This is a genomic window from Phenylobacterium sp. (assembly GCF_016793285.1).
Classification (GTDB): domain Bacteria; phylum Pseudomonadota; class Alphaproteobacteria; order Caulobacterales; family Caulobacteraceae; genus Phenylobacterium.
Genome location: NZ_JAEUMO010000072.1, coordinates 15,713 through 33,064, shown reverse-complemented (window position 1 = coordinate 33,064; position 17,352 = coordinate 15,713). Strand labels below are relative to the sequence as shown.

Below are 17,352 nucleotides of genomic sequence, written 5' to 3'. Positions count from 1 at the left end.
CTGGTTCACCCGGTTGAACAGCGGGTGGTTCACGTTGTTGCCCACCGCGTTGTTGGTGATCCGGGTGCCGGAGACGCCCGCAGAACCACGCTGGTCGAACACGTTCTTGATCGAGCCGATGACCGCGAACTTGTCGTCCTTTTCGCGGAACACCATCCGGAAGTCGGTCGTGCCGTAGGACTTGGCCCGGTTGTAGTAGGTGTTGAAGACCGAATAGTAGGTCGAGTCCCGCCACACATAGCTGGTCGACACCGACAGGCTGCCGGGGTCGAACGTCCAGGTGTAGTTCGCGTTGATCGTGAACCGATGCGGCGTCGAGGACGGCAGGCGTGAGCCCGAGAGGTCCTGGTTGACGTTCACCAGCAGCGAACAGGCGTTGGCGCCCGTGCCCGTCGGCGAGCGGCCGGGGATGCAGGCGTTGGCGGCCTGAGCCGAGGCCGGCGCGATCTTGGCGCCGGGCTGGAGGGCCAGCGGATCATCCGGGTCCGGCGAGAACACGCCCTCTTTGATCTTGGCGTTCAGGTAGGAGTAGTTCGCCAGGATCTGCAGGCCGTCGATCGGCTGCCACACCGTCTCGACCTCCAGGCCGTAGTTCTCGGCCTTCGGCACGTTGACGAAGCGGGTCTGGTTCGCGCCCACCGTCTCGTTGAAGAACGACAGCGGGATCTGGATGTCCTGGTAGTCGTAGTAGAAGGCCGAGACGTTGGTCTGGAGGCGGCCGCCGAAGGTCTTCTTCAGGCCGACCTCGTAGGCGTCGATCGTCTCCTTCTCGGTGGTGACGAACGTCTGGAGGGTGGTCGTTCCCGAGTCGAAGCCGCCCGCCTTGTAGCCGCGCGAGTACTTTGCGTACATCAGGGTGTCCGGATCCGGCTTCCAGTCGATGCCGAAGGTGCCGGTCAGCGCGCTCCAGTCGTAGTTCAGCAGGCGGTGGCGCAGGCCGGTCGTCGGGTCGGTATAGATGCCGCCGACCCCGCCCACGACGGCAGCGTCGGTGACCTGCACGCCGTTGACCGTCGAGAAGCCGGGCGACGCGGCCGCGGTGATATCGACCGGGCGGCCGTTCACGCGCGAGACGGGGCACGAGGCGGTGTAGAGGCAGAACAGCCGCGCGCCTTCGAACGAGGTCTTCTCGTCGTAGGTGTAGCGCAGGCCCGCCGTCGCCTTGAACGCTTCGTTGATCTGCCAGTCCACCTGGCCGAAGGCGGCATAGGATTCGTTCTTGTTCTCGGACTCGCCGACCGCGTAGCGGCGCAGCGGGTTCGGCGCCGCCGCCGCCGTGGCGAGCGGGTTGGTCGCGTTGAACAGGATCGGCGTCTCGAAGCGCGCGTCGTCAGGGAAGCGGGCGTCGGAGAGCCGGTAGTTCGAGCCTTCGCGGAACTGGTAGGCGCCGAACAGCCACTGGATGGGACCGTCGGTGGTCGAGGCGATGTTGATCTCGTTCGAGAACCACCAGACCTCTTCCTGGTACTGGTTGTGCTGCCGCGGGAAGTAGAGCGCGTTCACGTTGGTCGTGGGCGCGAGCGGGTTCTGCAGGCTGAGGAAGAACGGCGCCTGGCGCGACGTGCCGTCGAGGTCGGTCTGCAGGCGATAGTCGTAGTAGGTCCTGCCCGTGATGTACTTCACGTCGAACGTGTCGGCGTGGAAGGTCACGTTGAGGGTCGTGGTCTGGCTCTCGAGGTTGATGTAGTTGCCGTCGTCGGTGTCGAAGCAGAGCTGGCAGGTGTTGCCTGCGAGCGCGGTGGACAGTCCGAAACGGGCGGAGTTCGGCGTCAGCGGCGCCTGCAACGGGTTGTCGGTCACGCCGAAGCCGTAGGTGGCGGTGGTGCGGCCGCCCGGGCCGCGGCCCAGGGTGTGCCATTCGGTCGTGGAGTGTTTCAGCCACCACTCGAGCTTGCCGTCGGCCAGGCTCCCGTCGAGCTGGAACTCGCCGGTCCAGACCGTGCCGCGATTGCCTTCGTCCTTGCCGTTCGGGTTGAGGTTCTCGAAGACGCCCTTGCCGATGTTGCCCCAGGACGCGGCCAGGCGGCCCCGGATGCCGGCGAACAGCGGGCCGGAGACCGCGGCCTCGGCCGCCTTGGCGTCATAGTTGCCGTAGCTGGTGCGGAACTCGGCGAAGAAGTCGTCGGTGGGCCGCTTGGAGACGATGTTGAGCGCGCCGCCGATGGCGTTCTTGCCGTAGAGGGTGCCCTGCGGCCCGCGCAGCACCTCGGTGCGCTCCAGGAACAGGGTGGACTGCGCGAAGGCCGTCACCGACGAGGTGTAGAAGCCGTCGTTGTACATGGCCACGCCGCCCTCGGTGGAGCGGTTGTTCGAGAAGCGGCCGATGCCACGCAGCGAGGCGCGGTCGTTGTTGGTGGAGTACGCCAGGCCCGGCGTGAAGTTGGTGAGGTCCTGCACCGAGTTGATGCCGACCAGTTCGCGCCGTTCGTCCGTGAACGCCGACACGGCGACAGGCACGTCCTGCAGGGACTGCTCCCGCTTTTCGGCGGTGACCACCAGTTCTTCGATTTCGTTGGTGCTGGATTGCGCGAAGGCCGCCGTGGCCGACATCGCACTCGCCGTCGCCGCAAACGCGCACGACAACAGGATACTCTTTCGAGACAGCATGTTTCCCCCAAGCCCGTTTTCGACAGCGCCTTTTTTGGCGCTTGGATTCGAATGTCCGGCATGGCGTACGTCGCGTCAATGCGCCCCGCGCACGCCGGTTACAAATTGTTGCGGGGTGGTGATCTGAAGACACGGTCTGGCCGCCGCGCCCTTCGACGACGACCGCCACGCCTGCGGCGGCGCGGACCTGCCGCTCGCGAGGTTCGATTCGGGCGGTCGGTATCCTCGGGCGCGGGGACTAGGCGCCGCGCGCCCGTCCGGGCCAGACTGGCCGGAACGGGGAGACCGATGGCGAGCTACCGCACGCGGCTGGAGCGCGACCTCGACGGCTGGATCGGGCAGGGCCTGGTCCCGGCCGAGAATCGTGGGGCGATCCTGGCGCAGGTGGGCGAGGCGCGCCGGCTGGATGCGGCGACGGCGCTCGGCATCGTCGGCGGGGTCCTGGCGGGGGTGGCGGTCATCGCCCTGGCGGCCGCCAACTGGTCCGACATCCCGCGCATCGCCCGGTTCGCCGCGATCCTGGCGGCGTTCCTGGGCGTGACGGGCGCCGCGGCCTGGGCGAGCGCGCGGGGCCGGCCGATCATGAGCCAGGTGTGCCTGGTGGTGGCCGCCCTGGTGTTCGCTGCGGCCATCGGGCTCACGGGCCAGATCTTCGACATCGCGGGCGACCCGCAGGCGGCGCTGCGTGGCGCAGGCCTGGCCGCGGCGCTGCTGGCCGTGGCCGGCGGCTCGCCGTGGACGGCGGCGCTGGCGCTGGTGTTCGTGGGGCTGGGCGAGGTCGCGGGCTTCCGCCTGTTCGACAGCGAGGGGCCGCCGTGGCCGTGGTGGATGATCCTGAGCGCGGCCGCCGGCGCCGCGCTGGCCCTGCGCTGGCGCTCGCAGCCGCTGGCGCACGCGGCGGGCGTAGCGACGACGGTCGCGGTCGTCGAGGCGTTCATCCGGATCGGGGCGACCTACGAGACGGGGTTCGGGCCCATGCTGGCCGTGGCGCTGGTGGCCGTCGCGCTGAGCGCGGGCGCGCGCCGGGCGCGAGAGCGGTTCGCGCCGGCGGCGGGCACGCTCTACGGCGGGTGGGCGTGCGCCGCGCTGGGCAGCCTCGGCGCGGCGGTGAGCGAGCTCAGCGAGATGATCGGCCTGGCGCCCGGACTGCAGGGCGTGCCGACGAGCATGGTGATGCTGGCGGTCTCGGGTGCGGTGGTGGCGCTGGGCCGCGTGGACCGGCACGGCGGAGTGACCGCGGTCGGCGTCCTGGGCCTGCTGGGTTCGGGCGCATGGCTGCTGACGAGCCTGGGCGTCGGCCTGATGACCTCGGCGGCGGTGTTCGCCGGCGCGGCGCTGCTGGCGCTGGCGGGTTCGCTGGCGCTGCGCGGGAGGAAGCGGGCGTGAAGGTCCCGGCGCCTCCCACTCGGATCCTGATGGCGGCTGGCGTGCTGGCGCTGCTGCTCGTGGGCCTCGTGGTGCGCGAGAACATGGCGCGCGACCAGGGGACGGAGGTGCGACTCGCGCTGGCCGGCTACGACCCGCGCAGCCTGCTGCAGGGCCACTACGTCCAGTTCCGGATGCAGGAGACCTTCCCCGGCAGGGCGTGCCCGCCCGGCGTGCGGGAGGGCTACCGCTCAGGCAAGCCGGTCTGGGTCGCGCTGCGGCGCGACGGCGACCACCATCGGGCGGCCGGCGCGGGGCTGACGCGCGCGGAGGCCGCCCGCCTCGGGGAGGTGACGGTGCAGGGGCGGGTGTCGTGCTACCCCGGCGCGGGGTCGATCGCCGAACAGGCGGCGCTGGCCGCCGCGGCGAGGGGGGCGGGCGTCCCGGTTCGCGAGGCGGCGCCGACCGTGACCGTCGACGTCGATCTCGGCGTCGACCGCATCCACCTCGACCAGAAGGGCGCCGAGGCGGTGCAGGGCGACCTGCAACGCGCCGCGGGCGGCGGCGGCCCGCCTGGCTACGCGGTCCTCTCCATCGGCCCCGACGGCAAGGCCCGCGTGAAGGGCCTCATCGTCGGCAAGCGCCGCGTCGATCTCGACTGGTGGTGATGCGTCCGGACGGCGACCGCTCACTCCGATATTCCCACCGCCTCCGGCTTGCGGCCTTCGGACTCGGCCTTGCGGGCGCCGGCCAGGATGCCGGGGAGGGAGTAGTTGCCCTCGTGGCAGGCGTACTCGTAGACCGGCCCCTTGGTGGCGTTGAGCGGCATCTCGGCTTTCCAGACGCTCTTGTAGACCTTCGGATCGTCGACCTCGAACTGATAGAGGATCTGATCGTTGGCGATGCGGGTGAAGCGCTCGGTCACCTTGGCGTCGGGCGAGAGGAAGAGGCTTGCCCCGAAGTAGGGGCGCAGGGACTCGCCCGGATTGAAGCCGGTGGTCTCGACCACCAGCGTGTCGCCCTCCCAGCGTCCGACCGACTTGCCCATCCACTCGGGCTCGCCATCGGGCAGGCGCCGGCTGTCGGCCAGGCGGATCACGCGGGCGTCGTGGTTCATCTCGACCACGATGACGACGGCGTCGGCGCTCTGCTGAACCTGATAGTGGTTGTTGTAGAGCACGTTCATCATCGGCGGGCCGGCGGTGGAGCCGAAGCCCAGGATGCAGCGCTCCCCCAGCGGCCGCGCCTCGGGCCCGTCGAAGGTGTTGCGCACCTTGGTCAGCGTGTCCTGATAGAGCTTCCAGCCCTCGGGCCTGTAGGGGAGCTTGCCGTCCGCGGGCTCGACCAGCCACGAGGTGCGCACCTCGCCCTTGATGCGGCCCATGCGGGTGCCGGGATCGACCCAGAACGAGTTGTAGCCGCCGGGGTCGTTGCCCGCGACGGGCGCGCCGGCGTCGGGGTCGGAGGGGCGGTTCTGTGCGGCCATCATGCGGGCGCGCATGGCCTCGGCCTGCTGGGCCTGGGCCTCGGTGATGGTGAGTGTCTTGAACTGCGGACCGCGCTCCAGGCTCGTCAGCGAGGCATTGGTCCAGACGCCCTCCAGGTCGGGCTGGCCGAAGCCGTTGCGGGGCGCCTTGTAGGGCGCGTCGGCGGCCCATGCCGGAAGAGATGGGGCTGTGGCGGTCGCGAACGCGAGGGCGGCCAGGGTGAGGAACACGCGCATGCTCAGGCCTTCTTCTCGGTGAGGGCGGCGTAGACCAGGTTCGCCGAACGGGCGCGCATCTCGGGGGTCCCCGCGCCGGGGGTCGAGCCGTTGACGTTCTGGATCATGCCCACGAAGACGACGTCGTTGGTGGGGTCGATCCAGAACCAGGTGCCGAAGGCGCCGCCCCACCAGAAGCTGTCGATGCCCTGCGGCAGGCCGCTCTCGGCCGGGCGCTCGTGGACGGCGAAGTCCATGCCGAAGCCCAGGCCCTTCTGCACGGGGCCATAGAGGTCGATGCCGACGCCGGGTTTCAGGACCGACTTGCGCATCAGCCTGACGGTGTCGGGCTTCAGCACGCGGGCGCCCTCCAGCTCGCCGCCGTTCAGGAGCGCCTGGCAGAAGCGGAAGTAGTCTGGCGCGGTGGAGAAGAGGCCCCCGGAGCCGGCAAGGAAGCGCGGCTTGGCGGTCTGCACCCGCGGCTCGCCGGCCGGGACGATCCTGCCGTCGGCATAGGTATGGATCCGCACGACGCGCGCGGCCTTCGCGGGCTCCACCCAGAACTGGGTGTCCGGCATCTTCAGCGGATCGAAGATGTGGCGCTGGAAATAGGTGGCGAGGTCGACGCCCGACAGCTTTTCAACGACGTAGCCCTGGATGTTCACGCTCGGCCCGTAGGCCCAGTCCGCGCCGGGCTGGCTGGCGAGGGGCAGGCTGGCCAGCTTGTCGACCATGCCCTGGAGGTCGGTCTCGTTGAGCCCTGCCTTCTCGTAGACGCTGCTGACGCCGAAGCCGGCCGTGTGGCTCATGAGCTGGGCCATGGTCATGGGCGTGGTCTGGTCGACCAGGGCCTCGCCCGCCTTCACCTTCAGGCCTGCGAACTCCGGGATGTGCCGGGCGACCGGGTCGTCGAGCTTCCACTTGCCCTGTTCCCAGAGCTGCATCATCGCCACGCCCGTGATCGGCTTCGTCATCGAGGCGATGCGGAAGATCGAGTCCGTGGCCATCGGCGCGGATCCCGAGGCGTCCTGCCTGCCGTAGGCGTCGAGGTTCACGACCTTGCCCTTGCGGGCCAGCAGGGTGACGACGCCGGCCAGTTGCTGCCGGTCGACGAGCGCGTGCATCTCGCTGTCGAGCCTGGCCACGCCGGCCGCGGAGAAGCCGGCGGAGGCGGGCGGCTGCACGACGATCCTGGCCCAGGCGGGCGCAGCGAACGCCGTGGCGGCGGCGCCCAGCAGCAGACTGCGGCGGTCGGGCATCGTCTCGTCCTCCCCCAATGGCCGGGTCCGGTGTGCCGGACTCTCGTGCGCTCAGGATTCCCTGTCTTCGAAGCTTGGGCCAGCCGTTTTGCACGGATATGTCCGTGGCGCGCGGCCTCACGGCCCCGGACCTGTCCGCGAGATCGGGGCGGCGGCGCAGCAGGGCCTATCCTTCGCGGGCGGGCGAGGTAGGTTTCGCGGACGGCGAGGGGAATCGGGATGGCGGCGAGCGCAGACGGTCCGGCGGGGAAGCCGCTCTGGACGCACCTCTACGTGCAGGTGATCGCCGCTATCGCGCTGGGGGCGGCGATCGGCCACTTCTGGCCGGCGACGGGCGAGGCCCTGAAGCCGCTCGGCGACGCCTTCATCAAGCTGGTGAAGATGATCATCGCGCCGGTGATCTTCCTGACGGTGGCCACCGGGATCGCCCACATGCGCGACCTGGGCAAGGCGGGCGGTACGGCGGTGAAGGCGTTCGCCTACTTCATCACGGTGTCGAGCTTCGCGCTGGTGGTCGGCCTGATCGTGGCCAACACGGTGCATCCGGGCTGGGCGATGGCGGCGGTCGATCCGGCCACGCTGGATGTCAGCAAGGTCACCGGCTACGCGACCAAGGCGCACGACCTGACCGTCGTGGGCTTCCTGATGGACGTGATCCCGAACTCGGTGGTGGGCGCGTTCGCCGAGGGCAACATCCTGCAGGTGCTGTTCTTCGCCATCCCGTTCGGCATCGCCCTGGCGACGATCGGCGAGGCCGGGCAGCCGGTGCTGCGCGTCCTGGATTCCGCGGCCCAGGCCTTCTTCAAGCTGGTGGCGATCTTCATGCGCGCGGCGCCCATCGGGGCGTTCGGGGCCTTCGCCTTCACCATCGGCAAGTACGGCATCGGCTCGGTGGCCAGTCTCGCGGGCCTGGTGGCGACCTTCTACATCACCTCGATCCTGTTCGTGCTGGTGGTGCTGGGCGCGATCGCGGCGCTGAACGGGTTCTCGATCCTGAAGCTGGTCCGCTACCTGAAGGAGGAACTGCTGCTCGTCCTGGGGACCTCGTCGTCCGAGGCGGCGCTGCCCTCGCTGCTGGAGAAGATGGAGCGGGCGGGCGCCGCCAAGCCGGTCGTCGGCCTCGTGGTGCCTACCGGCTACTCGTTCAACCTCGACGGCACCAACATCTACATGACGCTCGCGGCGCTGTTCATCGCTCAGGCGATGCGGATCGACCTCAGCCTGGAGGACCAGCTCCTGCTGCTCGGCGTGGCGATGCTGAGTTCCAAGGGCGCGGCGGGGGTCACCGGAGCCGGCTTCATCACGCTGGCGGCCACGCTGCAGGTGGTGCCGACCGTGCCGCTGGCCGGGATGACGCTCATCCTCGGCATCGACCGGTTCATGAGCGAGTGCCGGGCGCTCACCAACTTCGTCGGCAACGCCGTCGCGAGCCTCGTGGTGGCCCGCTGGGAGGGCCAGCTCGACCGCGAGAAGCTGCGCATGGCGCTGGACGGCGGTCCCGAGCCCCTGGCCCGGCAGCCCGTCGAGGCCGACGCGGACTAGCCGACCTTGCGGATCCCGGCGGAGGCCGCGGCGGCGCAGCGCTTGATCGAGGCCATCAGGCCCGAGACCAGGATCGGCTTCGACACGAAGTCGGAAAAGCCCAGCGCGACGTATTCGGCAGGGCGGCGGGAATAGATGTCGGCCGTGAGCGCGATCACCGGCACGCGGCTCGGCGGACCGGCCGAGGCGCGCAGGCGCTGGATGACCTCGATCCCGGTCATGCCGGGCATGTGGATGTCGAGCAGGACCAGGTCGAAAGTCTCGACCGCCAGGCGTTCCAGGGCGTCCTGTCCCGAGCAGGCGATCACCCCCCGGTGCCCGAAGGCGCCGAGGATCTCCTGCACGACGCGCAGGTTCATCGGGTCGTCGTCGACGTGCAGGACCTTGAGCGGCCTGCCGCCGTCGCCAGTCGTCTCCGACACTGGACTGCTCCGGCTCCGGGCGCGCGGGGGGAGAGCGCCCTTAAGAGCCTGAACTTGGCCGACGCCGTTTAAGGTAACTTTATCGAAGAGACTGAATCCGCGTTAACGCGGGCCGATTCGAGGGCAGATGCGCGGCGAGCGACGCGTGTCGGCCGTCGCAGGATGTGGTTTCCGGGATCGTTCGCGCGCGTGTCGCGATTCCCGGCGGGTTAAGCACGCCGCCTGCGGCGATCAGACCAGCCGTGCGACGACGGCGATCACGCCCGCGGCCGAAGCCAGCATCGCGACCGCCTCCGTCAGCCGCCACCAGCGGATCGCATAGCGGGTCGGGGCGGCGCGCAACGGCTCTCCTCGCAGGTTCTGGTGGGGCTCGCCATCCGGAAACCCCCGCTGCCAGGGGGGAGTATAGGGGGTCGCGGGGTCTGAAAGGCTGGGCAGGGGGGTATGCGCCGCAGGCCTTCGATCCGGATGGCGAGATCTCGATGAGTCCAGTTGTTGTGTGTTCAGTAAATACTGGATGTCCGCCTGTCAACCGCGTTCTGGGCCGACGTCAGGGGTTCGTGCCGGCGGTGGCCGTCGGCGGCGTGGTCCACTCGGCGTCCGGCGGGTCCAGGGGCGCCACGATCCGGCAGACGACGCCGTCCGCGGCGAAGTCCAGGTCGACCGTGGCGTCCAGTTCGGCCCGCAGGCCCTGGGTCAGCAGGCGCGTGCCGAAGCCGCCGCGGAGCGGCGTCGAGACCTCCGGACCGTTGCGCTCGCGCCACTCGATCTCCAGCCGCCGGCCGTCGTTCGCGAGGCGCCAGGCAAGATCGACGCGGCCCACGTCGTTCGACAGGCCGCCGTACTTGGTGGCGTTGGTCGCCAGCTCGTGCAGCGCCATGGCCAGCCCCAGCGCGGCGCGCGCCGTCAGCCGCACGTCGGGGCCGGACGCGCCGATCCGGGCCTCTGCGCCGCTCGCGAACGGCGCCAGGGAGTCGTCGACGATGGCGCGCAGGCCGGCGCCTTCCCAGTTCTCACGCGTCAGCACGTTGTGCGCGGCGGAAAGCGCCACGAGGCGCGCCGTGAAGAGATCGATCGTCTGCTCGGGCGGCCGGCCCGGACGCAGGGTCTGGCGGGCGATCGACTGGACCGTCGCCAGCGTGTTCTTCACCCGGTGGTTCAGCTCGTTGATGAGCAGGATGCGGCGTTCCTCGGCGCGCTTGCGCTCGTCGATGTCGATGGTCGCGTTCAGGGTCTTGGCGACCCGGCCGGTCGCGGCGTCGCGTTCGAACACCGCGCCGCGGTCGAGGATCCAGCGGTACTCGCCGTCGGGGTGGCGGACCCGGAGTTCGATCTCCATCACCGAGCCGTCGGGCCGGCGCGACAGCGCCGCGACCCGCTGGATGACCCGCGACAGGTCTTCCGGGTGGATGATGCCGCGGAAGAAGGCGCGGTCCGAACGCTGCATATGCTCGGCGCCATAGCCGTAGACCGCCTCCATCATGCCGGCCGCCCAGGCCACGCGACCCTCGGCGTAGTCGAAGATGTAGTTGGCGGTGGGCGTGACGGCGTTGATGTGGTTCAGCCGCGCCTCGTTCTCGCGAACGCTCCGGTCCAGGGCCTGGGTCTCGGTGATGTCGTAGACGCTGACGATGGCGCCGGTGACCGGCACGCCGCCGCCGCCGCGCGGGAAGACCTGTACACGCAGGTCGCGGACCTGGCCGGTCATGTCGCGCAGGGAGATCTCGGCGGCGAACTCGCGGCCTTCGAGCGCTTCGGCGACCGGCGCAGCCAGGACGTCGCGCAGGGCCGGCCCGATGGCCTCGGCCTCGCTCAGGCCCATGGCCGGCGCGGGCGCGATCAGCCAGGGCTGCAGGGCCGGGTTGGCGTAGTCCAGGCGGCGTTCCGCGTTGATGGCCATGACGCCCCAGGGCGCGGCGTTGGCCATGCGGTAGAGGCTGATCCGGTCGATGGGGGGCTTGGCGGCGAGGTCGGCCTCGAGTTCGGCCACGCGGGCGCGCAGCCTCGCGGCTTCAGCTTCGAGATCCTCGGCCGGCGGTGACATCGCCCCTCGCGCACCTTGCAGCCCAGGGTAGCGTGACGAGCGCAGACTGGCGAGGCAACTCGCATGCTACGCTATGTCGTTCGGCGCCTGGGTCGGTCCGAGGTCGGGAAGCCGAATGGCCCACTCCCGAGCAAGGTCCTGAGCCTTCGAGGGGTCAGGCGAACCGTCGGTCGGATGGAGGGACCTGCCATGATCAAGCTCACGTTCTGCCTCGTGCGTCTGCCGCATCTGAGCCGGGACGCCTTCCAGGCCTACTGGCGCGGGACACATGCGCCGCTGGTGGCGAGCGTGGCCGAAACGCTGAAGATCCGCCGCTACGTGCAGATGCACAGCCTCCCGGGCGAGGCCAGCGCGGGCATCCGCGCCAGCCGCGACGCGCCGGACGAGTTCGACGGGGTGGCCGAGCTTTGGTTCGACAGCCTGGAGGCCCTGGCCGAAAACGCCCGCCGCCCGGAGGCCCAGGCGGCGGGCGCGATGCTGCTCGAGGACGAGAAGCGCTTCATCGACCTGCCCAGGTCACCGCTGTGGTGGGGGCAGGAGCATGTGATCGTCGGCTAGCAGCGGTAGCTGCGCTCGATCATGACGTTGCGGCGGATGTAGGGGTCCCAGACGCGCTCGCGGACGACGCAGGTGCGCGGGCCCCGGTCGTAGTAGTCGCCGTAGTAGCCGTCGTAGCGCGGATCGTAGCGGTAGCCGTTGTCGTAGCCGCGCGAATAGCCGCCGGAGTAGTAGCTGCTGGAGCGGCCGCGGTTGCCGTCGGCGATGGCCGCGCCGATGGCCAGGCCCGCGATCCCGGCGATGGCGGCGGTGGCCGCGGTGTTCCCGCCGCGGGAGTGGTGATGACGGTCGTAGTAGCGGTGACGGCTGTCGGCCTGGGCCGGCGCCGCAGTCGCCAGCACGGCGCCTCCGAACGTGAGCGCGGCCAGGGCCGAGGCGATGAACTTGCGCATGAATGCCTCCTGATGTTGGAGACAGTTAACGCGCGACCCGCCTGAACCGAGCCTGAACGGGGAGTTTAGGTGCGCGGCGTTGTGCGGAAGGGGTCACTTCCGCTCGGCGGCCGAGCGGGCCCGGATGGGCCTGAACTCGGAGGCGGCGTTCCAGTCGGGCCAGGTCGTGGAGTTGGCCAGGTCGCGGCCGGCTTCGAAGGCGAGCTGCACGTCGGCGGCGGCGCCACGGTAGTCCTGGTCCGGGGCCCAACGGTCGCAGGTCTGGTGGTAGCACCTGGCCGTGTAGTCCTCGACCCAGCGGTCGCCGGCGGCGCGGCCGCCGTTCTCCAGGTCGGCGCCGCCGCTCATGCCCATGAAGAGGACGGTCGGCACGCCGCGCTTGGCGACGGAGAAGTGGTCGGCGCGGTAGAAGAGGGCGCGTTCGGGGCGCGGGTCGGGCGTGATGGCGCGGCCGTGCCGGGCGGCCATCCGCGCGAGGTGCGCCTCGAGCTGGTTCTGGCGGGCGCCGACGAGGACCACGTCGCGCGCGGGGCCGGCGGTCTGCAGGACGTCGTAGGTGTAGTTGGCGGCCATTCTCGGCAGTTCGGCCTCGTGCGTCTGGGCCCAGTACTCGCTGCCCAGGAGCCCGCGCTCCTCCGCCGTCCAGGCGGCGAAGAGGATCGTGCGGTCGGGCGCGGGGCCGGCCTTGAACGCCCGGGCGGTCTCGATCACGCCGGCGATCCCCACCGCGTCGTCGACGGCGCCGGGGCGGATCACGGCGCCGTCGGCCGAGGCCGGGCCGATGCCGTAGGCGTCCCAATGGGCGGCGTAGAGGATCGTCTCCTCGGGCCGCCTTGCGCCGGTGATCTTCGCCAGCACGTTGCGGCTCTCCAGGCGCGTAAAGCTGTTGCGGTAGTCCGCGGAGAATGTCGCGCCTTTCAGGGTCACGGGCGAGAAAGCGGCGGTGCGGGCGCGAGCCTTCTCGGCCTCGAAGTCGAGGCCCGCCTGCCGGAAGAGGTCGACCGCCAGGTCGCGCTGGATCCAGCCCTGGAGCAGCAGCTTGTCCTTCGCGGGGTCCTTGCGGACGACGTCGTAGCTCTCGTTGTTGGCGGCGACGACCGTGTTCCAGCCGTAGGCCGCGCCCGCGGTCTCGTGGACGATCAGCATGCCGAGCGCGCCGCGCCGGACCGCCTCCTCGTACTTGTAGACCCATCGGCCGTAGAAGGTGGCCGCACGGCCGGCGAACTTGCCGGCGACGGGCTCGCCGTCCTTCGCCTCGAAGTCGGGGTCGTTGATCAGGACGAGCGCGATCTTGCCCTTCAGGTCGACGCCCTTGAAGTCGTCCCACTGGCGCTCGGGCGCGGTGACGCCGTAGCCCACGAAGACGATGGGGGCGGCGCGGATCGCGACGCGCTCGACGGGCCGCTGGGTCTCGATGCGCAGGTCGGTCTGTTCGTGCAGCGGCCTGGCCTGGCCGCCGACCGCCAGCGTGTAGGTCCCGCCGGGCGTCGTCTGGTAGCGCCAGAGCGGCACGTCCTGCGTCCACCCGCCGTTGTCGCCGGCCGGCTCCAGGCCCAGCTTGCGGAACTCCGAGACGATGAGGTCGATGGTCTTCTGCTCGCCCGGGCCGCCCGGCGCGCGCCCGGCATAGGGCTCGGAGGCGAGCTCGCGGGTGATGCCGGAAAGCCGCTCGGCGGAGATTTCCTGCGCCGAAGCCGCGGAAACTGCGGCGAAAGCGAAAACGAGGGCTGGAAAGAGTCGCGTCATACCTTTCGTATAGAAGCGAAAGCCAACGACCGCGCGTGCGTTCGATGCGGCGACGGCGACAGGGTGTGAAAATGGGTGTGTTCGACGACACGACTCGCAAGCTGGGCAGGAAGTCCGCGGACCTGGCCCGGCATCTGAAGCCCGAGGGCCTCGCGGGGCCGTATGACAGCTACGAGGGCTACGACGAGGACGGCCGCGCGCGGGTGGCGCGCCGGCGGCTCGCGGTCGCCCAGCGCAGCGTCGAGGCCGCCTTCGAGCGGGAAGCGCTGGCCATGGGCGCGCTGGGCCTCGCCATCGGCCTGGCGCTCGGCGTCACCATCGCGCGTCGCCGGCGCTAGCCTGTCCAGTCGGCGACACCTAGCTGTTTTCGTCTAGATTCCGACATTCGCCGGGATCGGCGGATTCGGGAGTCTTCCTGAAAAAATAAAGCTTTGCCGTTGGCGGGCTGCGACCGGTGGGCCTGTTCGTGCGTTGTCGGACGGAGCGGGCGGCCGGGCGGGTCGCACGCTGCCTGACAGCGGAGCGGATCATGAGCGACATCGACACCGGCAGCACAGAGACGACGGGCGCCGCGAGCCGCACCGGACAGGCCCGGGACCTGATCGGTCAGGCGGGCCACACCCTCAAGGCGGAGGCGCAGAGCTTCGCCAGCGCCGCGCAGGACCGCGTGCGGGCGGAGGCCCAGAAGGGCACGCAGGCCGGGGCCAGGACCCTGGGCGACTTCGCCAACGCCGTGCGCAAGGCCGGCGACGAACTGGCCGGCGCGGACCAGAGCCCGGCGTCGAAGCTGGTGCGGCAGGCCGCGGACGGGCTCGAGAGCCTCTCGCGGAACCTCGCCGACAAGGACCCCGGCGACCTGCTGGACGCGGTGCGGGACTTCGGCCGCAGGAACCCCGTGGCCTTCATCGGCGGCGCGGTGCTGGCCGGGATCGCCATCGGGCGATTCGTGCGGGCGTCCGAAAAGCCGGACATGCGCTTCCACCTCAGCGAGGCGGACATCGCCCTGGCCGAGGCGGCCGGGGACCCCGGCGACCTGACGCAGGCCGACCCGGCCGTGTCGCCGGACGTCGGAGGCCGCTAGCGCCATGGAAGGGAGCCAGGCGCCGCGGGGCGCAGGGATCGGCGACCTCCTGGGCCAGCTCGGCTCGGACCTCGCCGGGCTGGTGCGCAAGGAATCCGAGCTGATCCGCGCCGAGCTGTCCGAGAAGGTGAGCCAGGCGGCCCGGGCGGTGGGCGACATCGCCGCGGGCGGCCTGCTGCTGGTGGCGGCGCTGCTGGTGCTGCTGCAGGCGCTGGTGCTGGCGCTCTCCAGGCTGATGGACCCGATCTGGGCGTCGCTGCTGGTGGGACTGGGGGTCGCGGCGGTCGGCTACCTCCTGGTGCGCGCCGGCATGAAGGCGATCTCGCTCGACGGACTGAAACCTGACCGCACCGCGCGGCAGCTCCGCAAGGACGCCGACCTGATCAAGGGAGAACGGCCATGACCAAGACCTCGGCGGATATCGAGCGCGAAGTGGAAGAGACGCGCGGGCGCATCGACCGGACGGTCGAGGCCTTGCGCGAGAAGGTCCAGGAACCCCGGGAACTGTTCGATGAGGCGACGAGGATGATGAACGGAGCCAGCAACAAGGTGCTGACCACGGCTGTGGAACAACTGAAGGAAAATCCGATCCCGGTCGCGCTGGTCGGACTGGGCCTCGCATGGCTCGCGGTGGCGCAGGTGCGCGGGCCGCGGACGTCGGGGAGCCGGGCCACGGCCGACGGCTATTACCCCACCTACGAAGGCTACGACGGCGAGGACGACGAGAGCGTCCGCGCCAGGGTGCGTGCGCGCGCCGAGCAGGCGAAGGCCAAGCTGGCCCACACCGCCGAAGCGGCGAAGGCCAGGCTCTCGCAGGCCACCCACGCCGCGGGCGACACCGTCAGCGACGCGCGCGGCAAGGCCGGGGAGATCTATGGCGCGGCCAGGGAGAAGGCCGGCGAGTACGGGGACTACGCCCGGCGGCGCTTCGACCACACGCTGGACGCCGAGCCGCTGGTGATCGGCGCGCTGGGCCTGGCGGTCGGCGCGGCGATCGGGGCCTCGCTGCCCTCGACGCCGGTGGAGCGGCGCCACTTCGGCCCGGCGCGGGCCAAGGCGGCCGAGGCGGCGAAGGCGCGGATCGGCGAGGTGCAGGAGGTCGCGGCGCGGGCCTACGGACAGGTGCGCGACGAACTGCATCGCCAGACCGGTCCGGCCGGCGAAGGCGCGAGCCTGCGCGACAAGGCCTCGGCGATCGCCGAGGCCGGGACGCGTGCGGTCAAGGACGAGATCGCCGGCGCGGCGAAGTAGCCGCAAGGGCGTCGAGCAGAACCGCGGCCCCGGCGCGGCGAACACGCGGGGCCGCGGCTTGCGGCGCCGGAGGCGGAGGCGGCGCCCCTCGGCAGCGCCGCGAACCTGCGCCATGATCGCGCCCTCAGGCCGGTCTTCCTGTCGCTACGGGCGTCCGGCGTCCCTCAACCCGCATCGCGTCCATGTCCGAAGCCTCTCCTCCCCGGGCCGCCGCCGCGCCCGAGCCGGCCAAGCCGAACCCGACCGCTTTCGAGAGCGTGGCGCTGCTGCTGCAGGGCGGCGGCGCGCTGGGCGCCTATCAGGCCGGTGTCTACGAGGTGCTGCACGACGCGGGCATCGAGCCCACCTGGATCGCCGGCATCTCCATCGGGGCGATCAACTCGGCGATCATCGCCGGGAACGCGCGGGAGGACCGCATCGCGCGGCTGCGCGAGTTCTGGGAGATGGTCAGCGACGCCGGCGACTTCGGCTGGTCGCACCTGTGGCAGGGCGCGATCCACGACGAGACGGCGCGGAGCTGGATCAACCAGCTCGCCGCCGGGCAGATCATGGCGCGGGGCGTGCCGGGCTTCTTCACGCCGCGGATCCCGCCGCCTTACCTGGCGCCGCCGGGCCCGACGACGGGCGCGACCAGTTGGTACGATGCGGCCCCCCTCCGCGGCACGCTGGAGCGGCTGGTCGATTTCAAACGGATCAACGACAATCAGGCGATGCGCTTCAGCGTCGGCGCGGTGAACGTCGAGAGCGGCAACTTCGCCTACTTCGACAATGCCGCCGACGAGATCGGGCCCGAGCACATCATGGCCAGCGGCGCCCTGCCGCCCGCCTTCGAGGCCGTGAAGATCAAGGACCAGCACTACTGGGACGGCGGGCTCGTCTCGAACACGCCGCTGGACTGGGTGCTGTCGTCGCGCTCGAACCTCGACACCCTGATCTTCCAGGTCGACCTGTGGAGCGCGCGCGGCGACCTGCCGCACGACCTGGCGGGCGTGGCGGTGCGCATGAAGGAAGTGCAGTTCTCCAGCCGCACGCGGGCGGCCACCGACAGCTTCCGCCGGATGCAGGAACTGCGGGCGACCTTCAACGAACTGCTGGCGCAGATGCCGCCCGAACTGGCGGCGACCCCGCAGGCGCGGCTGCTGGCGCGGGCGTCGGACCCCGCGGTCTACAACATCGTCCAGCTCGTCTACCGCTCGGCCACCTACGAAGGCCACTCCAAGGACTACGAGTTCTCCAGGCGGACCATGGAGGAGCACTGGGCGGCGGGCCGGCGCGACGCGGAGAAGACGCTGAAGCACCCCGAGGTGCTGGTCCCGCCGACGGGCGCCCAGACCGTCAACATCTACGACTACGTCACCCCGGCCCGGAAGAACCCGTCGTGAG

Annotated in this window: 16 protein-coding genes; 9 read left to right on the top strand and 7 right to left on the bottom strand. The window is 70.7% G+C overall.

Annotation, left to right across the window (positions count from 1 at the left end; translation table 11 throughout):
- The coding region (locus JNL41_RS07490; protein WP_293473655.1) for a TonB-dependent receptor at positions 1–2,550 on the bottom strand (2,550 nt) is incomplete at its 3' end.
- A 345-nt stretch (positions 2,551–2,895) separates the two neighbouring features.
- On the opposite strand from JNL41_RS07490, the gene JNL41_RS07485 reads away from it, so the two are divergent.
- The gene (locus JNL41_RS07485; RefSeq protein ID WP_293473654.1) at positions 2,896–3,993 is read left to right on the top strand and encodes a DUF2157 domain-containing protein; all 1,098 of its coding nucleotides are present in this window, start codon (positions 2,896–2,898) and stop codon (positions 3,991–3,993) included.
- A 29-nt stretch (positions 3,994–4,022) separates the two neighbouring features.
- The gene (locus JNL41_RS07480) at positions 4,023–4,640 is read left to right on the top strand and encodes a GDYXXLXY domain-containing protein (protein ID WP_293473653.1); all 618 of its coding nucleotides are present in this window, start codon (positions 4,023–4,025) and stop codon (positions 4,638–4,640) included.
- A gap of 20 nt (positions 4,641–4,660) precedes the next feature.
- Here the strand turns inward: JNL41_RS07480 and JNL41_RS07475 are convergent, their stop codons facing one another.
- Complete coding sequence (locus tag JNL41_RS07475; RefSeq protein ID WP_293473652.1) at positions 4,661–5,695, bottom strand: hypothetical protein; 1,035 nt, start codon at positions 5,693–5,695, stop codon at positions 4,661–4,663.
- 2 nt (positions 5,696–5,697) lie between these two features.
- Positions 5,698–6,933 (bottom strand): serine hydrolase domain-containing protein, encoded by a 1,236-nt coding sequence (locus JNL41_RS07470; protein WP_293473651.1) that lies wholly within the window; start codon positions 6,931–6,933, stop codon positions 5,698–5,700.
- A 219-nt stretch (positions 6,934–7,152) separates the two neighbouring features.
- Here JNL41_RS07470 and JNL41_RS07465 point away from each other — a divergent pair, with 219 nt between their 5' ends.
- Positions 7,153–8,475, top strand: coding sequence for a dicarboxylate/amino acid:cation symporter (locus JNL41_RS07465; RefSeq protein ID WP_293473650.1), 1,323 nt, complete (start codon positions 7,153–7,155; stop codon positions 8,473–8,475).
- Here JNL41_RS07465 and JNL41_RS07460 read toward each other — a convergent pair.
- Complete coding sequence (locus JNL41_RS07460; protein ID WP_293473649.1) at positions 8,472–8,897, bottom strand: response regulator; 426 nt, start codon at positions 8,895–8,897, stop codon at positions 8,472–8,474. The genes JNL41_RS07465 and JNL41_RS07460 overlap by 4 nt on opposite strands.
- 550 nt (positions 8,898–9,447) lie before the next feature.
- Positions 9,448–10,941 carry an HWE histidine kinase domain-containing protein gene (locus tag JNL41_RS07455; protein ID WP_293473648.1) on the bottom strand — a complete coding sequence of 498 codons (1,494 nt, stop codon included), beginning with the start codon at positions 10,939–10,941 and terminating at the stop codon, positions 9,448–9,450.
- 189 nt (positions 10,942–11,130) lie between these two features.
- On the opposite strand from JNL41_RS07455, the gene JNL41_RS07450 reads away from it, so the two are divergent.
- Positions 11,131–11,499, top strand: a complete 369-nt coding sequence (locus JNL41_RS07450; protein ID WP_293473647.1) for an EthD domain-containing protein — start codon at positions 11,131–11,133, stop codon at positions 11,497–11,499.
- Here the strand turns inward: JNL41_RS07450 and JNL41_RS07445 are convergent.
- Positions 11,496–11,891, bottom strand: coding sequence for a hypothetical protein (locus JNL41_RS07445; protein WP_293473646.1), 396 nt, complete (start codon positions 11,889–11,891; stop codon positions 11,496–11,498). The two genes, JNL41_RS07450 and JNL41_RS07445, sit on opposite strands and share 4 nt — an antisense overlap.
- Before the next feature lie 93 nt (positions 11,892–11,984).
- Entirely contained in the window at positions 11,985–13,637 is a 1,653-nt protein-coding gene (locus JNL41_RS07440; RefSeq protein ID WP_293473645.1) for a M20/M25/M40 family metallo-hydrolase, read from the bottom strand.
- A 71-nt stretch (positions 13,638–13,708) separates the two neighbouring features.
- Between JNL41_RS07440 and JNL41_RS07435 the strand changes: the two genes are divergently transcribed.
- From JNL41_RS07435 to JNL41_RS07415, 5 genes are all read left to right on the top strand, one after another.
- Positions 13,709–13,975, top strand: a complete 267-nt coding sequence (locus JNL41_RS07435; RefSeq protein ID WP_293473644.1) for a hypothetical protein — start codon at positions 13,709–13,711, stop codon at positions 13,973–13,975.
- A 191-nt stretch (positions 13,976–14,166) separates the two neighbouring features.
- On the top strand, positions 14,167–14,718 hold the full coding sequence (locus JNL41_RS07430; protein ID WP_293473643.1) for a hypothetical protein: 552 nt from the start codon (positions 14,167–14,169) through the stop codon (positions 14,716–14,718).
- A gap of 4 nt (positions 14,719–14,722) precedes the next feature.
- A complete protein-coding gene (locus JNL41_RS07425; RefSeq protein ID WP_293473642.1) occupies positions 14,723–15,121 on the top strand; it encodes a phage holin family protein in 399 nt (132 codons plus the stop codon).
- Positions 15,118–15,969: a DUF3618 domain-containing protein gene (locus JNL41_RS07420; protein ID WP_293473641.1), complete on the top strand. Its 852-nt coding sequence runs from the start codon at positions 15,118–15,120 to the stop codon at positions 15,967–15,969. The genes JNL41_RS07425 and JNL41_RS07420 overlap by 4 nt, the downstream gene beginning before the upstream one ends.
- Positions 15,970–16,151: 182 nt before the next feature.
- A complete protein-coding gene (locus JNL41_RS07415; RefSeq protein ID WP_293473640.1) occupies positions 16,152–17,351 on the top strand; it encodes a patatin-like phospholipase family protein in 1,200 nt (399 codons plus the stop codon).
- Position 17,352: the final 1 nt, after the last annotated feature.

What these genes read in the sequence shown, in the direction of transcription:
- JNL41_RS07465 (WP_293473650.1), top strand. Translation starts at nt 7,153, where the DNA reads ATGGCGGCGAGCGCAGACGGTCCGGCGGGGAAGCCGCTCTGGACGCAC.
- JNL41_RS07435 (WP_293473644.1), top strand. Translation starts at nt 13,709, where the DNA reads ATGGGTGTGTTCGACGACACGACTCGCAAGCTGGGCAGGAAGTCCGCG.
- JNL41_RS07475 (WP_293473652.1), bottom strand. Translation starts at nt 5,695, where the DNA reads ATGCGCGTGTTCCTCACCCTGGCCGCCCTCGCGTTCGCGACCGCCACA.
- JNL41_RS07425 (WP_293473642.1), top strand. Translation starts at nt 14,723, where the DNA reads ATGGAAGGGAGCCAGGCGCCGCGGGGCGCAGGGATCGGCGACCTCCTG.
- JNL41_RS07445 (WP_293473646.1), bottom strand. Translation starts at nt 11,891, where the DNA reads ATGCGCAAGTTCATCGCCTCGGCCCTGGCCGCGCTCACGTTCGGAGGC.
- JNL41_RS07450 (WP_293473647.1), top strand. Translation starts at nt 11,131, where the DNA reads ATGATCAAGCTCACGTTCTGCCTCGTGCGTCTGCCGCATCTGAGCCGG.
- JNL41_RS07470 (WP_293473651.1), bottom strand. Translation starts at nt 6,933, where the DNA reads ATGCCCGACCGCCGCAGTCTGCTGCTGGGCGCCGCCGCCACGGCGTTC.
- JNL41_RS07440 (WP_293473645.1), bottom strand. Translation starts at nt 13,637, where the DNA reads ATGACGCGACTCTTTCCAGCCCTCGTTTTCGCTTTCGCCGCAGTTTCC.
- JNL41_RS07415 (WP_293473640.1), top strand. Translation starts at nt 16,152, where the DNA reads ATGTCCGAAGCCTCTCCTCCCCGGGCCGCCGCCGCGCCCGAGCCGGCC.
- JNL41_RS07455 (WP_293473648.1), bottom strand. Translation starts at nt 10,941, where the DNA reads ATGTCACCGCCGGCCGAGGATCTCGAAGCTGAAGCCGCGAGGCTGCGC.
- JNL41_RS07485 (WP_293473654.1), top strand. Translation starts at nt 2,896, where the DNA reads ATGGCGAGCTACCGCACGCGGCTGGAGCGCGACCTCGACGGCTGGATC.
- JNL41_RS07430 (WP_293473643.1), top strand. Translation starts at nt 14,167, where the DNA reads ATGAGCGACATCGACACCGGCAGCACAGAGACGACGGGCGCCGCGAGC.
- JNL41_RS07420 (WP_293473641.1), top strand. Translation starts at nt 15,118, where the DNA reads ATGACCAAGACCTCGGCGGATATCGAGCGCGAAGTGGAAGAGACGCGC.
- JNL41_RS07480 (WP_293473653.1), top strand. Translation starts at nt 4,023, where the DNA reads ATGGCGGCTGGCGTGCTGGCGCTGCTGCTCGTGGGCCTCGTGGTGCGC.